Origin of the sequence: Halopelagius inordinatus, assembly GCF_900113245.1 — an archaeon.
Lineage (GTDB): Archaea > Halobacteriota > Halobacteria > Halobacteriales > Haloferacaceae > Halopelagius > Halopelagius inordinatus.
Window position 1 is genome coordinate 402,268 of the sequence record NZ_FOOQ01000002.1, and the last position, 13,224, is coordinate 415,491.

15 protein-coding genes are annotated in these 13,224 nt (G+C 65.0%); 5 read left to right on the plus strand and 10 right to left on the minus strand.

Features of this window, described 5'->3' with window-relative positions:
- Positions 1-54: 54 nt before the first annotated feature.
- The 4 genes from BM167_RS09775 to BM167_RS09795 form a co-directional block, all read right to left on the minus strand.
- Complete coding sequence (locus BM167_RS09775; RefSeq protein ID WP_092891946.1) at positions 55-525, minus strand: universal stress protein; 471 nt, start codon at positions 523-525, stop codon at positions 55-57.
- A gap of 2 nt (positions 526-527) precedes the next feature.
- Entirely contained in the window at positions 528-2,222 is a 1,695-nt protein-coding gene (locus BM167_RS09780; RefSeq protein WP_092891948.1) for a sodium:solute symporter family transporter, read from the minus strand.
- Positions 2,219-2,671 (minus strand): DUF4212 domain-containing protein, encoded by a 453-nt coding sequence (locus BM167_RS09785; RefSeq protein ID WP_092891950.1) that lies wholly within the window; start codon positions 2,669-2,671, stop codon positions 2,219-2,221. Before BM167_RS09785 ends, BM167_RS09780 begins: the two co-directional genes overlap by 4 nt.
- A 381-nt stretch (positions 2,672-3,052) precedes the next feature.
- Positions 3,053-3,721: a helix-turn-helix domain-containing protein gene (locus tag BM167_RS09795; RefSeq protein ID WP_092891954.1), complete on the minus strand. Its 669-nt coding sequence runs from the start codon at positions 3,719-3,721 to the stop codon at positions 3,053-3,055.
- Positions 3,722-3,930: 209 nt separating this feature from the next.
- Here BM167_RS09795 and BM167_RS09800 point away from each other — a divergent pair, with 209 nt between their 5' ends.
- On the plus strand, positions 3,931-4,170 hold the full coding sequence (locus BM167_RS09800; RefSeq protein ID WP_092891956.1) for a hypothetical protein: 240 nt from the start codon (positions 3,931-3,933) through the stop codon (positions 4,168-4,170).
- A gap of 79 nt (positions 4,171-4,249) precedes the next feature.
- On the opposite strand, the gene otsB is transcribed toward BM167_RS09800, so the two are convergent.
- The 5 genes from otsB to BM167_RS09825 all read right to left on the minus strand — a co-directional run bounded on the left by otsB (position 4,250) and on the right by BM167_RS09825 (position 9,854).
- The gene (otsB, locus tag BM167_RS09805) at positions 4,250-5,077 is read right to left on the minus strand and encodes a trehalose-phosphatase (protein WP_092891958.1); all 828 of its coding nucleotides are present in this window, start codon (positions 5,075-5,077) and stop codon (positions 4,250-4,252) included.
- Positions 5,070-6,617: an alpha,alpha-trehalose-phosphate synthase (UDP-forming) gene (locus tag BM167_RS09810; protein ID WP_092891960.1), complete on the minus strand. Its 1,548-nt coding sequence runs from the start codon at positions 6,615-6,617 to the stop codon at positions 5,070-5,072. Before BM167_RS09810 ends, otsB begins: the two co-directional genes overlap by 8 nt.
- 144 nt (positions 6,618-6,761) lie before the next feature.
- Entirely contained in the window at positions 6,762-7,097 is a 336-nt protein-coding gene (locus tag BM167_RS09815) for a DUF5789 family protein (protein WP_092891962.1), read from the minus strand.
- A gap of 280 nt (positions 7,098-7,377) precedes the next feature.
- Complete coding sequence (ilvD, locus tag BM167_RS09820) at positions 7,378-9,135, minus strand: dihydroxy-acid dehydratase (RefSeq protein ID WP_092891964.1); 1,758 nt, start codon at positions 9,133-9,135, stop codon at positions 7,378-7,380.
- Between the two features lie 116 nt (positions 9,136-9,251).
- A complete protein-coding gene (locus BM167_RS09825) occupies positions 9,252-9,854 on the minus strand; it encodes a MogA/MoaB family molybdenum cofactor biosynthesis protein (protein ID WP_092891966.1) in 603 nt (200 codons plus the stop codon).
- 116 nt (positions 9,855-9,970) lie between these two features.
- Between BM167_RS09825 and BM167_RS09830 the strand changes: the two genes are divergently transcribed.
- The 3 genes from BM167_RS09830 to BM167_RS09840 all read left to right on the plus strand — a co-directional run bounded on the left by BM167_RS09830 (position 9,971) and on the right by BM167_RS09840 (position 11,779).
- Entirely contained in the window at positions 9,971-11,011 is a 1,041-nt protein-coding gene (locus BM167_RS09830; RefSeq protein ID WP_092891968.1) for a zinc-binding dehydrogenase, read from the plus strand.
- A complete protein-coding gene (locus BM167_RS09835; protein WP_092891970.1) occupies positions 11,001-11,345 on the plus strand; it encodes a DUF7977 family protein in 345 nt (114 codons plus the stop codon). Before BM167_RS09830 ends, BM167_RS09835 begins: the two co-directional genes overlap by 11 nt.
- Before the next feature lie 83 nt (positions 11,346-11,428).
- Positions 11,429-11,779, plus strand: coding sequence for a DUF5802 family protein (locus tag BM167_RS09840; protein WP_092891972.1), 351 nt, complete (start codon positions 11,429-11,431; stop codon positions 11,777-11,779).
- Positions 11,780-11,887: 108 nt separating this feature from the next.
- Here BM167_RS09840 and BM167_RS09845 read toward each other — a convergent pair whose 3' ends face one another.
- Positions 11,888-12,094 carry a DUF6199 family natural product biosynthesis protein gene (locus tag BM167_RS09845; RefSeq protein WP_245781339.1) on the minus strand — a complete coding sequence of 69 codons (207 nt, stop codon included), beginning with the start codon at positions 12,092-12,094 and terminating at the stop codon, positions 11,888-11,890.
- Between the two features lie 195 nt (positions 12,095-12,289).
- On the opposite strand from BM167_RS09845, the gene BM167_RS09855 reads away from it, so the two are divergent.
- On the plus strand, positions 12,290-13,198 hold the full coding sequence (locus tag BM167_RS09855; RefSeq protein WP_092891977.1) for a Vms1/Ankzf1 family peptidyl-tRNA hydrolase: 909 nt from the start codon (positions 12,290-12,292) through the stop codon (positions 13,196-13,198).
- Positions 13,199-13,224 lie beyond the last annotated feature (26 nt).

Consider the following 13,224-nt stretch of genomic DNA (forward strand, 5'->3'; position numbering starts at 1 on the left):
GAGAGTGAGTCGTAGGTCATCGTGTGTCGAGATAGCCGCGAGGGTCGAACGGCCTTACGGTTCCGTCGTCGGGTCGTCGCCGTCGACGACGAGAACCGGCAGTCGAGTCCGGCGGAGGACTTTCTCGGCGACGCTCCCGAGGATGACGCGGGAGAGTCCGGACCGGCCGTGCGAACCCATCACGACGAGGTCGATGTCGTTTTCTTCGATGAACTTTCGGATGGCGCGGGCGGGTTCACCGGCGGTGACGTGTTCTTCGGCGGGGACGCCGCGTTCGGCGGCGATACCCGCGACGTAGCCCGTCGCTTTGTCGGCCGACGCCCGTACCTCGGGCATCTCGTCTAAGTGCCCCTGTCGTATTCGATCGACTTGCTCCGTGCCGAGCGAGTAACTCGTCGCGTCCACGTCGATGACGTAGAGCGCGTGCACCGTCGCGTCGTATTTGGATGCGATGTCTACTGCTTGTTCGACGGCCTGTTGGGCCGTCTCGCTACCGTCCGTCGGAACGAGGATGTGTTCGTACATGGTCAGTCGTCTGCGGGGGTTTCGCCGCCGTCGGCACCGACGACGTCCTCTGCGGTCTGTTGTTGGCCCATCGGTTCGGGACTGTGACACTGGCGGACCATCCGTTTCGTCTCCATCGGCGGTTCGGTCGTGAACAGGGAGACGGCGATGGTGACCGCGAACACCAGGGGAACGGCCACGAGCGCCGACCCGATGGCAGGCAGCCACTGTGCGAGCGTCGGCGAGATGACGCCGTCGGCGTTCGCCGCGCCGGCGAACAGGCCGTAACTCGGCAGCACCTCGTTGACCATCGGGATGAACCAGATGAGAAGTCCCGTCGTCATCCCGGCGAGAGCGCCCTGTCGGTTCGTGTTCTCCCACCAGAGACCGAGGAAGAACATCGGGAACAACACCGCGCCCGCGAGCGAGAACGCGTACGAGACGAGCGCGGCGATGGGTGCCGCGGGGTCGAGAGCCGCGAGCGTCGTGAACACGCCGAGAGCGACGATGCTCAGGCGACCGACGAGAATCTGCTGGCGCTGGGTCGCGTCCTCGTTTACGATGTTCACGTAGATGTCGTGTGCGATGGCCGAAGAGCCCGCGATGAACAGGCCTGCGGTCGTCGCGATGGCGGCGGCGATGCCGCCCGCGGCGACGAGTCCGACGAACCACGTCGGCAGTTGCGCGAGTTGCGCGGCCAACACGACGATGACGTCACCCGCGGCGCTCGTCATGCCGGGGTCGCCGTACACCGCGCCGATGTTCTTCGCGTAGAGGTCGGTCCCGAACGCGGCGAAGGCGGGCGCGCTCAGGTAGAGAAGCAGGATGAATCCGAGTCCCCACACGGTGGACCAGCGTGCGGTTCGCTCGCTCTCGACGGTGTAGAACCGAACCAAGACGTGCGGGAGACCGCACGTTCCGACGATGAGAGAGAACGCGGTCGCGATCCACAGATAGTAGCTCTCGTTGACGAACGGTTCGCTGAACTCGCGGCCGAGTTCGCTGAACAGCGCGCCGTACTCGATCTGCGGCAGCACGGTCGAGTAGCCCTGCGTGAAGCCGACGACGTACAGGCCGACGAGGAACGCGATGATGAGGATGACGTACTGGACGGCCATGTTCTTCGTCGCGCCCAACATGCCCGACAGCGTCAGATAGCCGACGGTGATGGCCATCATGGCGACGACCATCGACTGGTAGCCGCTGAGACCCGGGATGCCGATGTCGCCGAAGATGTACAGACCGACGAGTCCCATCCCGCGGGCCTGTCCGATGGCGTAGACGAAGCCGATGAGGAACGTCGTCACCGCGGCGATGGCGCGCGCGCTATCGGAGTTAAAGCGGTCGCCGACGAAGTCGGGCGCGGTGTACTTTCCGAACCGGCGCATCTGCGCGGCCATGAAGATGAGCAGGATGAAGTATCCCGCAGACCAGCCGACGATGAACGCCAGTCCGTAGAATCCGGAGAGGGCGATGAGCGCCGCCATCCCGAGGTAGGACGCCGCCGACATCCAGTTGGCTCCGATGGCCATGCCGTTTTCGACGTTGCCGATGGACCGCCCGGCGACCCACATGCCTTCGGTGTCCGCGACTTTGAACACGAAGCCGATGACGAGAAACAGCAGCAACATCCCCGTGACCATGATGGCCGGGACCAGTTTGAACGAGACGTTGAGACCCTCGGGGAGGAGTCCGCTCTGGAGGAGAACGTCCATCATTCGGTCGTCCCCCCGTCAGTCGCCGCGCTTTCCGTGCCGCCGCCGCCGCGTTCTCCGGCGGCCGTCCCGTGGGAGATACCGTACTTCTCGTCTAAGGCGTCCCGCTTGCGAGCGTACCAAAACGCGAGAGAGAGCGCTCCGACCGGCGCGCCGATGGCGACGAGGAAGTAGTGTAACGGAAAACCGACGAGCGGTAGCGTCGTCGTCATCGGACCCGGCGCGATGGCGGTCAGCGTCACCGGCCCGAAGACGACGACGGCCCACGCGGCGAACCCGGTCCAGATGATCTGTAAGTGGTCGCGCATGAACGGGGTGCTCGGGCGGAGGAGGTTCACCTCCCGATTTAGATAGTCGATATCGCGGTGGTCGCGGCCCGTCTGTGCGGCCACTCCACCGTCCGTCTTGGCGTTCGATTCGTCGACCGGCCCGTGTGAGTTGTCGTCTGACATGGTGTATCTGTGAAATGGTCGTGTCCGGAGCTTCGCCGCCGAAAAGCGGCCCCTCCGTCAGTGGGTGACGTCGAGAGACCGCAGTACGGCGGTGCCGCCCGCGCGTTCGCCGTTCGCGAGGAGTACTGGCCGACGGCGGACGACACTCACGGCTCGATTTCGGGGTACCGGAGGCTCGAACCGAGACCGCCCGGAGACGCCGTCCGGGTACACCCGCCGACGTTCTCGGTCGGACACGGTTCGGGAGAACAGCCGCCTAACTATAATAATTATTCACAACGTGGCATAATAACCCGTACCGAAGCCGTTATTAATCCCTGTACGGAACGGCTGCGAGAAGCGCAGAAGCCGCGAAAATTGGCATCGGCGGACGGTGCGGGGTCAGTCCACGTCCGGGTCGTCGATGAGAAGCGTCGAGCGAATCAGATTCTCCTGCCCGCGGCGGAGTCGTTCCGAGAGAGACTGGTGCGTGATGCCGAGCATCTCGCCGAGTTCCGTCGCGGAGGTACCGCGCGGAACCTCGAAGTAGCCCTGTTCTGCGGCGGTCGTCAACGCGTCGAACTGTTCCTCCGAGAGGCCGTATCGACCCGCCCGAGCGCTGTCGTTCATGTCGTATATCTTCTCCACTCCGAACGAGAGACCCTGTTCGCGGCAGAAATCGTACGTCGCGGAGAGAGACTCCCGTTCGGGGAACATGATTCGCAGTCGCCAGTTTCCGTCTCGCCCGTACGCGTCGAGGATGGTCCCTTCCTCTTCGAGGAGGATGTGGATGACGAGGCGGATGTGAGCGACCCACGACATCCGGTAGAGGCGTTCGTCGGAGAGGTCAGAGAGCACTTCCAACTCCGAGACGCTCGAATCTTCGCGCAAGGCGTCTTCGACGGCGTCGAGGTCCGGTCCTCGCACCCACATGAACGGCATCGCAGAGTCGGAGTCCTGCGCGACGAGTCGTTCGATGTCGCACTCGATTTCGGGGCACTGCTCGAACGTATCGCTGAGGGCGAACTCCGAGGAGGGGATACGCACGACGGCTATCGTGCTCGTGGACACACTCTGCTAACTCCGCTTTGACTGTAAATCAGTTGTGGCTGTTTTTCTCTCGTGCGGTTCGGGCTGAACCAGCGTATTGGCCGCTCTACCCTTCGATTTCGGCCCATTGGCCGAAACGGCGTCCCAGAGAGCGACCGCCAGCGCGTCCGAACTGCCCCGGCATTTGCAGGCAGACGTATCAATGGTCGGCCGGGATACTTGCATCGTGCATGCAGATAGACGTGACAGACGACGACGAAGGTAAAGACGTAGTGAACGAACGCGGAGAAAAAATCGGCATCGTCTCGGACGTTCGCCACGGAACGGCGTACGTCGACCCCGACCCGGGTCTCACCGACGAGATAAAGTCGAAACTCGGGTGGGGAGACGTCGACGACGACGACTACCCGCTTCAGGAAGCCCGCATCGAAGAAGTGACCGGCGACGAGATTCGACTGCGGTCCCTGTAAGTCGGAACGTGCCGTCGAACGCGTCGGCGCGGGTATTTTTCTGTCGATTCGAGCCGAAAAGAGGCGTCGCCGCCCTCGACTACCGCTCTGAGGTCGTCGCTCGGGCCGCCAACCACTCCAGAAGCGACGGAACCTGCTCGTGGCCCTCGACGCGGTAGTCGGCGTCGGTCTCCCTGTCGCCGACGAGGATACCGAGACCCGACGGTTGAACCGCTCTGAAGGCGTCTTCGTCCGTGGTATCGTCGCCGACGTACATCGTCCGCCATCCCTCTGGGGCGCGTTCGTCGAGTCGGGACACCACGCGCCCTTTGTCCCAGTCGACGTCGGGGCGAATCTCCCGAATCTGCTTGCCGGAGACGACGTGAATCTCCTCGTCGGCCGCCTCGGACAACGCCTCCACGGTGGCGATTACCTCTTCGACGTGTTCCTCCGGCGTCTGCCGGAAGTGGACGCTCGCGGTGACGCCTTTCTCCTCTACGAAACAGCCCGGAACGTGGTCCAACTCCGTGCGGATGTCCGCACAGAGTTTCTCGATGGCCGACCGCGCGGCCACCGCGTCGGGGTGGACCTCCATCTCGCCGTCGATGCGCATCTCCAGTCCGTGGTTTCCGGCGTAGTCGATGCCGTCGATGCCGACTCGTTCGACCACGTCGGACAACTCCCGCCCGCTTATCACCGTCACCGAGACGTTCGGGTGGTCCACGAGTTGTTCGACGGCCGTCCGGGAGTCGGGATGTATCTCCGTCTCCTCGGGGTCCGCGCCGATGGCCGCGAGCGTTCCGTCGAAGTCGAGTCCGAGCGTCAGACCCTCGGCGGCGTCCAGCCACTCGCCGATTTCCGTCGTCCGGGACTGAAACAGGGGCGTCTCCGCGCTCTCGGTCCGCGGTATCTCTCCGTCCTCACTCATCGGTCACCGCCTCCGACCGGCCGTTTCGCATCGCCGCTATCGTCTCGAAGACCGATTTCATCCACCGCGACACGTCGGCGTCTTCGACGCGGTTCCGGAGTTCGCGCATTCGCTCGCGGCGTTCGCCCGCGGGCATGGTCAACGCGCTGTCGATGGCGGACGCGAACTCGTCTGTGTTCTGCGGGCGGACGGTGACCGTCCACTCGCCGAGGTAGTCGTGCGCGCCGGTCTGGTCGCTGAGAAGGAGTACGGCGTCGTCGTCGTCTCCCTGCGCCGCGATGTACTCTTGTGCGACCAGATTCATCCCGTCTCGGAGAGGGCTGATGAGGGCGATGTCGCCGTGTTTGTACGTCCCGTACAGCGCCTCGTCGGAGAGGTGCGCCGTCGTGTACACTATCGGCTCCCAGTCGTCGGTTCCGAACCGCTCGTTTATCCGGGCCGCCTCCTCTTCGACCTCCGTCTGGATGTCCATGTAGGCTTCAATCTCCGACCGACTCTTCGACCCGACTTGGACGTGAGTGAGCGATTCGCGCCACTCGGGGTAGTCCTCCCAGAGTCGTTCGAGCGCCTCGAATCGCTCCGGGATGCCCTTGGTGTAGTCCAATCGGTCGACGCCCACGCTGACCCGCTTTCCGTCGAGGTGGTGTTCGTCCGCGAACTCCGCCCAGAACGACTCTGCGTCCTCTTCTTTTGCGCCCCGTCGAATAGCGTCCACCGAGACGCCGAGGGGGAACGCCTCGATGGTCGTCGTCTGTCCGCGATAGGTGACCTCCGCGGCGTCTCTGTCGACGTCGGCGTCGGGGAACGCCTCCTCTACGCAGTTCATGAAGCTCTCTCCGTACCGGGGGACGTGGAACCCCAACAGGTCGTTCCCGAGGAGTCCGGAGAGAATCTCCTCGCCGTGCGGGCACGCCCGGAACATGTCCCACGAGGGCCACGGGATGTGCCAAAAGTGCGCGAGGAACGCCCCGTCAGGCACCCGGGATTCGAGCATCCGCGGCGCGAGACTCAGGTGGTAGTCTTGGAACCAGACGATGGTGGACTCGCCGACGTGTCTCGCGATGTTGTCGACGAACTGCTCGTTGACCGTCTCGTACTCCTCCCAGTACGCCGCCTCCGAGTGGACGTTCGTCAGCATCGAGTGGCAGATCGGCCACAGCACTCGGTTGCTGAACCCGAGGTAGTAGTTTTCGACCTGCTCCTCGGAGAGCCACACCCGGTTGAGCGTGTACGTCCCCTCCTCTTCGTCGGGCGGGACGGTGACGTGGCCGTCGTCGTCGACGACCTCTCTGTCTGCGCTTCCGTCGCCCCACGCTATCCACGTCCCGTTTCGCTCGCGCATCGCCGCGTCCAACGCCGACGTCAGCCCGCCTGTCGGCCGACTGACGTCTATCGCTCCGTCGTCGTCGTATTCGTGCCGGTACGGCTGCCGGTTGGAGACGACAACTACGTCGTCCGTAGCCTGTCGACTCCGTCCGCCTCTCTCGGAGGCCGACGCTCGCCGGTCGGACAGCGAGGACGGCACGTCTGAGACGTTCATTCACGAATACAATGTGTATCTTTTCGTCTAACCGTTCGGCCTGCAGTTGCCGGGGTATGTGCCACCCTCAGACTCTCTCGCGTGTGTTTACGGATTTAGAGGAGAACGTCTTCGAAGAACGAACGAGGCGCGATCGAATCCCGGTCAGAACGACTGGTCGGAGTCCCCTTCGGAGTCACTCTCTACGCCGCGGTCGCTGTACTCCTGTCGTCCGACCGCCTCGCTGCCGACCATGTTGAGGATGCTCTGTTGGACGTCGTTGGCCGATTGGAACTCCTCGTCGCCTCTCCCCGCGAGAACCTCCTCTACCGTCTTCGTTCCGTTCGCGATGTCGAGTTCGCGGTCGCCGTACGTCTCTACAACCTCGTCTTTCGACATCGGGTACTCCTCTTCGTCGAGTTCGTCCGCGAGCGATCCGAACTCGACGCCCATCTCTTGTCTCTGGGCGTCCTCGTGACTCTCGGCGTCTTCGTTGCTCATTCCACCGAACGTTCAGGCCGTGTTCATCAACCAGTTGTGCCTGCCAATGCCGGGTTAGCCGGGACGCGACTGTCGTCGGCCTCCGTCGAACCGTCCCCTCGTTTCGACAGTCGAGTACTCTCGCGCGCGACTACCGTCGGCGCAATCTGACCTTGCGAGTGTAAGGTGGACGAACGCTCATCGGGAGAGACGAAACCGGTCGCTCCGAGGTCGCAGTCGTGTTCTGCGGTCTCACGCCGCACGGAACGCCTCCGCGAAAAATCGAGTCGAACGGGGCCGTTCAGTCCTGCCGTTTCGCGCCGGGGTTCGTCACCGCGCCGTTGGCCGCCGACCCGAAGTCGGCGCCGTACTTCGCGAGGACGCCCGAGGTGTAGTTCGGCGGGTGCGGTTCCCACTCTTCGCGTCGTTCGTCGAGTTCCTCGTCCGTGAGGTCAACCGAGAGTTCGCGGTTCCGGATGTCGACTGTCACCTCGTCGCCGTCCTCCAGTAAGGCGATCGGGCCGCCCGCGGACGCCTCGGGCGCGACGTGGCCGACCATCGGACCGCGAGTCGCCCCGGAGAACCGACCGTCGGTGAGGAGTGCCACGTCGTCTTCGTGGCCCTGTCCGACGACGGCGGCGGTGACGCCGAGCATCTCGCGCATGCCGGGGCCGCCCTGCGGACCCTCGTTGCGGATGGCGATGACGTCGCCCGACTCGATGTGTCCCTCTTGGACGTACTTCATCGCGTCCTCCTCGCCCTCGAAGACGCGGACCGGACCGGTGTGGTGGAAGGTGTCCTCGCCGGTCACTTTCAGCACCGCGCCGTCCGGCGCGAGGTTCCCCTTCAGAATCTTTATCGCGCCCTCGTCTTGGTAGGGGTCGTCGACGGTGTAGATGAACTCGCCGTCGACGTCGTCGTCGTCCGGCAAGTCGAGGCGTTCGAGTTCCTCTTCGATGGTGCGTCCGGTGACTGTCATCTGGTCGCCGTGGAACAGACCGGCGTCGACGAGACGGCGGACGACGACGGGAACGCCGCCCTCCTCGTAGAGGTCGTTCATCACCTTCGACCCGCCCGGTTGCAGGTTCGCTATCTTCGGCGTGCGCCGGGAAATCTCGTCGAACTCGTCGATGTCGAGGTCGATGCCCGCCTCGGCGGCGAGTGCGAGCAGATGCAAGACGGCGTTCGTGGACCCGCCGATGGCCACCTGGAGGGCGATGGCGTTCTCGAAGGACTTCTTCGTCAGCAGTTCCGAGGGACGGAGGTCGTTCTCGACGGCTTCGAGAACCGCCTCCCCGGCGCGGCGGGCGACGTCGTACCGCGCCTCGGATTCGGCGGGCGCGCCCGCGCTTCCGAGGGGGGCCATCCCGAGTGCCTCGCTTATCGAGGCCATGGTGTTTGCGGTGAACATCCCGCCGCACGAACCCGCGCCGGGGCAGGCGTGACGCTCCAACTCGTCGAGTTCGTCGGCGCTCATCTCGCCTTCGGCGTACGTCCCGACGCCCTCGAAGACGTTCTGGACGGTCACCTCGCGACCCTCGTGTTCGCCGGGCATGATGGACCCCCCGTAGAGGAACACCGAGGGCAGGTCCGTCCGGATGGACGCCATCAGCATGCCGGGGAGGTTCTTGTCGCATCCGGCGACGGTGACGAGAGCGTCCATCCGTTCGCCGAACGCGACGAGTTCGACGGAGTCGGCGATGACCTCCCGAGAGATGAGAGAGGCTTTCATCCCCTCGGTCCCCATCGAGATGGCGTCGGAGATGGTGATGGTTCCGAACTCGATGGGCATACCGCCCGCGTCCTCGACGCCTTCTATCGCGGCGTCGGCCACGTCGTCTAGGTGAACGTTACACGGGGTGATATCGGCGGCGGGGTTGGCGATGCCGACCATCGGCGACCCGAGGTCCTCGTCGTCGAATCCCATCGCGCGAAACATCGCGCGGTGGGGGGCGCGCTCTGCACCTTCCGTGACCTCCGAACTCCGAAGGTCGGGGTCCTTTCCGCTCGAAAACGCCTCGTCTTCCTCGGCGTCTTCGGGCGGTGCCTGTTTGCTCATAATCGACTCTTACCGTGCGGGGCCTTAAAACGCTGCCACCGGACAGATGTTGCTTGGACCGCGTCTCGAATGCGGGGTGCGAGAGGCCGACCGCGCGGGGGACGGCCCCGTCGGAGTCACTCCCCGTTTCGCGTCGCCAGTCCGGCGAGGTGCGGTACCTCGTGGACGATTATCTCCTCGGTTCCGAGGCGCGCGGCGTTCTCGCTTCCGGGCAGACAGAAGATGACGACGCCGCGGGAGACGCCCGCGGTGGCGCACGTCCCGACGACGCGCGTCCCTATCTCGTCGTACGACAGTCGGCGGAACAGTTCGCCGAACCCCGGCAGTCGCTTTCTGAGGATGTCGTCTACCGCTTCGACGGTCACGTCGTCGGGCGTGACGCCCGTGCCACCGGTGGTGACGACTGCGCCGACGTCGTCGCGGTCGACGAGGTTGTCGACGGCGGATTGGACGCTGTCGAAGTCGTCGTCGACGAGTTGACGCGTGACCACGTCGTGACCCGCCTCGTCCAACGCGTCGACGATGGCGTCGCCCGCCGGGTCGTCTTCGAGCGAACGCGTCGAAGAGACGGTGACGACTGCGACGCCGACGGTCTCTACGTCGTGTTCGTGGTGGTCTCGGTCGTGGTGTCCGTCGCCGCCGTGGTGATGTTCGTCGTGGTCGTGGTCGCCTTCCATCTCGTGTTCGTCCCGTCCGGAGAGGGGCCGGTCGTCCGTCATACGACCACGTTCGACCGGCAGGGGGAAAGTCGTGCGGACGACAGTCGGCGGCGAAGTAGAGGAAATGCGACCGAGTAATACGTGATATTTAGTGATGCCCGCGCGAGGAGACGGGTATGAAGGCAGTCCAATTCGCGGAACACGGCGACCGAGACGTCATCGAGTACGGCGAGTTCCCGGACCCGGAACCGGGGCGCGGGGAAGTGGTCGTAGACGTGAAGGCGGCCGCTCTGAACCACCTCGACATCTGGACGCGGCGCGGACTGCCCGGACTCGACTTGGAGATGCCGCACGTCCCCGGAAGCGACATGGCGGGCGTCGTCTCCGAACTCGGCGAGGGCGTGACGCGTTTCGAGGAGGGCGACCGCGTCGCTCTCATCGCGGGCGTCGCGGGTGGCGGCGACGAGTTCTCCCGGCACGGCGACCCGACGTTGGCGCCGGACTTTCACATCATCGGCGAACACGTCCGCGGCGTGCATTCGGAATACGCCGCCGTCCCCGCCGAAAACCTCGTTCCCGTCCCCGACGGCGTCAGGTGGGAAACCGCCGGGTCCGCGTCGCTGGTCTTCCAGACGGCGTGGCGGATGCTCGTGGACCGCGCCGACGTCGAACCGGGCGAGAAGGTTCTCGTCCACGGCGCGTCCGGCGGTGTCGGCCACGCGGCGGTCCAAATCGCCGACTACGCGGGCGCGGAGGTGTTCGCTACGGCGTCCACAGACGAGAAACTGGAGTACGCGGCGGACTGCGGCGCGGAACACCTGATAAACTACGAGGACGAGGACTTTTCGAGTCGCGTCTACGAACTGACCGGAAAGCGCGGCGTCGACGTCGTCGTGGACCACATCGGCGAGGCGACGTACGAGGACTCCCTGAAGAGTCTGCGGAAGGGCGGCCGCCTCGTCACCTGCGGCGCGACGACGGGCGGGAACCCCGGCGCGGGTCTGAACCGCATCTTCTGGAACCAACTGCAGATAATCGGTTCGACGATGGCGACGCCCGGACAGGCCGACGACGCCCTCGAACTGGTCTGGGACGGCACCTTCGAACCGCGCGTCCGCGAAGTGCTCCCGATGAGCGAGACGGCCCGCGCACACGAGATGATAGAGAACCGTGAGGGCTTTGGTAAGGTGGTCGTAATCCCCGACAGTGAACTCTGAGGGCCACGACGAACGAAGTTCGTCGGCCAACCGGACGCAGTCCGATGGCGACGACGGCGGCTACGTCCACCGCCCGGACGGGACGCCCGGAACAGACGAACCCGAACCGACCGGATTCGGCCGAACCGGGTGGGGACTCGTGGGCGTGCTAGTGGTCTGTACCCTCGTCATCCCCGGCATCATCTACCTGCGGCCGACGTTCCTCGGGTCGTTCGGCGTCCCGTACATCGTGGCGTTGCTCATCCTCCCGTTGCTTCCGGCGGTCGTCCTCGGTCTGACGGCCGTCTGGTCCATGACCGGCGCGACGAACGGCGGACGCGTCGACGACGACTGACTCTCGTCTCCTCGTTTTGCGGTCCGACATAAGCGTTTTCGGCAACGCTTATACCCGTCCATGTGTGAGAACATCACGCACAGATGTTCGAGCAGTTCTCAAGCGGGTACTACCTCGGCCGGTTGTACGTCGAACCGTACGACGGCGAGGTCCCCGCCATCCACCGAACGGACCACGAACGGGTCAACGAGGAACTCTACGCCGACGAGGGCGTAACACGACTCGACGCGCCCCTCGTCATGAAGCTAGAGCAGGCACACATCCCCGTCCTCGGTGACGAGGCGGTACCCTCCGGAACGCTCGCGGTGCCGAGTTCGTTCGCCGACGAGAGCCTGCCGGACGACCGGGACGTCCTCCTCGCGAAACGTGAGCGCGCGGCTGAACTCCTCCGGTACTCGGGCTACAAGTTCGGTGACGACGCCGCCGTGACGTAGCGCGCATGGTCGCTACGTCTCGCGGGGTCGAAGACGAGACGCGAGAGCGTGCGCGTCGGCCGCACGGTCCGAACCGCGTCCCACGCGAGGTGAGAATCCAGCCATCGTTCAGAAGAGATAGGAGAGACCGAGGGCGACGAGGCAGACGCCGATAAACCGATACGCCCAGACGACGGCCCGGGAGGGTTCGGACCCCTCCGAGCGAGAGCCGCGTAAGAAGTCGAATCCGAAGCGGTGGACCCGTCTCGGCAGGGCGACGTACGCGACACCGAGAACCGCGAACCCAACCCCGGCGAACTGAACGAGTGCAGTCACGCGAAGCGGGTTCATCCTGCGAGACGTTGAATCCGGCGGACTGAGATAGCGTCGCGCGCCGACTCCGCCCTCGCGAACGCGAGTCGGTCGGTTCTCGAACCGTCGCGCTCGGCGGCGTTCGTGCGTCTCTCCGCCGTTCGCGGAACGCGGCGAGTCTGAGCAACTCTGAAGTACCCCCGGTCCGCGCGTCGAACCATGCTGGACGAGTTGCTGGGGCGCGCCGAACTGAAAGAACGAATCGAGGAGTTACAGGAGGAGAAGAGACACCTCGAACGCCGCGCCGAGGCCGAGGAGGAACGGCGGAGCGAGGCCGCCCGCGAACGACAGGAGGCGGAGACCGAGATAAACCGGCTCGAAACCCGCGTCGAGGAACTCGAAGACAGAGTCGAGCGACTCTCCGCGGACGGCGAGGCCGAAATCGAGTTTCGCGGCACCGAGGCACTCCGCGGCGACCGGTTAGAGGAGGTTCTCTCCCGTCTCGACTCTCTCGGCACCGGTCCCGAGGGTGCGCTCTCGGCGATGGTGGAGAAACACCCCCCGGAGTCGGTGGAAGACGCACTCGGCGAACGGGCGACTCTCGTCCGCCGCGCCGCGCCGTGTCTCGTCTACACCGACGACGCCGGAGTCGTCTCCGCCGTCCTCGAACCGCCGACGCCGCCCGCCGAGTTCGACCGGTGGGGGTCGTCGTTCCGAATCGACCGGTCGTGGTTCCGCCCCGAAGACTCGGTCCGGGTGGCTCTCGTTCGCTCGGACCTGTTCGCACTCGGTCGCTTCGACGGCGAGGAGGTCACCCTCGTCGACGACGTGGAGTCAGACGTGATGAACGCCCACTCGAAAGGCGGGTTCTCGCAGGCGCGATTCGAACGCCGGCGCGACGAACAGGTGTCGAACCACCTCGACCGCTCGAAAGAGGTCATCAGGGCGCACGCGGGCGACGACGACGACGGAAGCGACACGCTCGTCGTCCTCGGCGAGCGAACCGTCCTCGGCGAGTTCGAGGAGTTGGCGGACCACCGCTCGACGGTGGACGCCTCCGGAGAACCCGAGGAGGCACTCCGAGAGGCGGTTCGAGAGTTCTGGACGACCCGGCTGTACCGCCTCTGAACCGTCGTCGTTCTCCGAGTCGCATC

Excerpts from the sequence above, each read along its gene's own strand:
- ilvD (WP_092891964.1), bottom strand. The coding sequence starts at position 9,135 with ATGAGCAAACAGGCACCGCCCGAAGACGCCGAGGAAGACGAGGCGTTT.
- BM167_RS09830 (WP_092891968.1), top strand. The coding sequence starts at position 9,971 with ATGAAGGCAGTCCAATTCGCGGAACACGGCGACCGAGACGTCATCGAG.
- BM167_RS09800 (WP_092891956.1), top strand. The coding sequence starts at position 3,931 with ATGCAGATAGACGTGACAGACGACGACGAAGGTAAAGACGTAGTGAAC.
- otsB (WP_092891958.1), bottom strand. The coding sequence starts at position 5,077 with ATGAGTGAGGACGGAGAGATACCGCGGACCGAGAGCGCGGAGACGCCC.
- BM167_RS09825 (WP_092891966.1), bottom strand. The coding sequence starts at position 9,854 with ATGACGGACGACCGGCCCCTCTCCGGACGGGACGAACACGAGATGGAA.
- BM167_RS09780 (WP_092891948.1), bottom strand. The coding sequence starts at position 2,222 with ATGATGGACGTTCTCCTCCAGAGCGGACTCCTCCCCGAGGGTCTCAAC.
- BM167_RS09840 (WP_092891972.1), top strand. The coding sequence starts at position 11,429 with ATGTTCGAGCAGTTCTCAAGCGGGTACTACCTCGGCCGGTTGTACGTC.
- BM167_RS09785 (WP_092891950.1), bottom strand. The coding sequence starts at position 2,671 with ATGTCAGACGACAACTCACACGGGCCGGTCGACGAATCGAACGCCAAG.
- BM167_RS09775 (WP_092891946.1), bottom strand. The coding sequence starts at position 525 with ATGTACGAACACATCCTCGTTCCGACGGACGGTAGCGAGACGGCCCAA.
- BM167_RS09810 (WP_092891960.1), bottom strand. The coding sequence starts at position 6,617 with ATGAACGTCTCAGACGTGCCGTCCTCGCTGTCCGACCGGCGAGCGTCG.
- BM167_RS09815 (WP_092891962.1), bottom strand. The coding sequence starts at position 7,097 with ATGAGCAACGAAGACGCCGAGAGTCACGAGGACGCCCAGAGACAAGAG.
- BM167_RS09855 (WP_092891977.1), top strand. The coding sequence starts at position 12,290 with ATGCTGGACGAGTTGCTGGGGCGCGCCGAACTGAAAGAACGAATCGAG.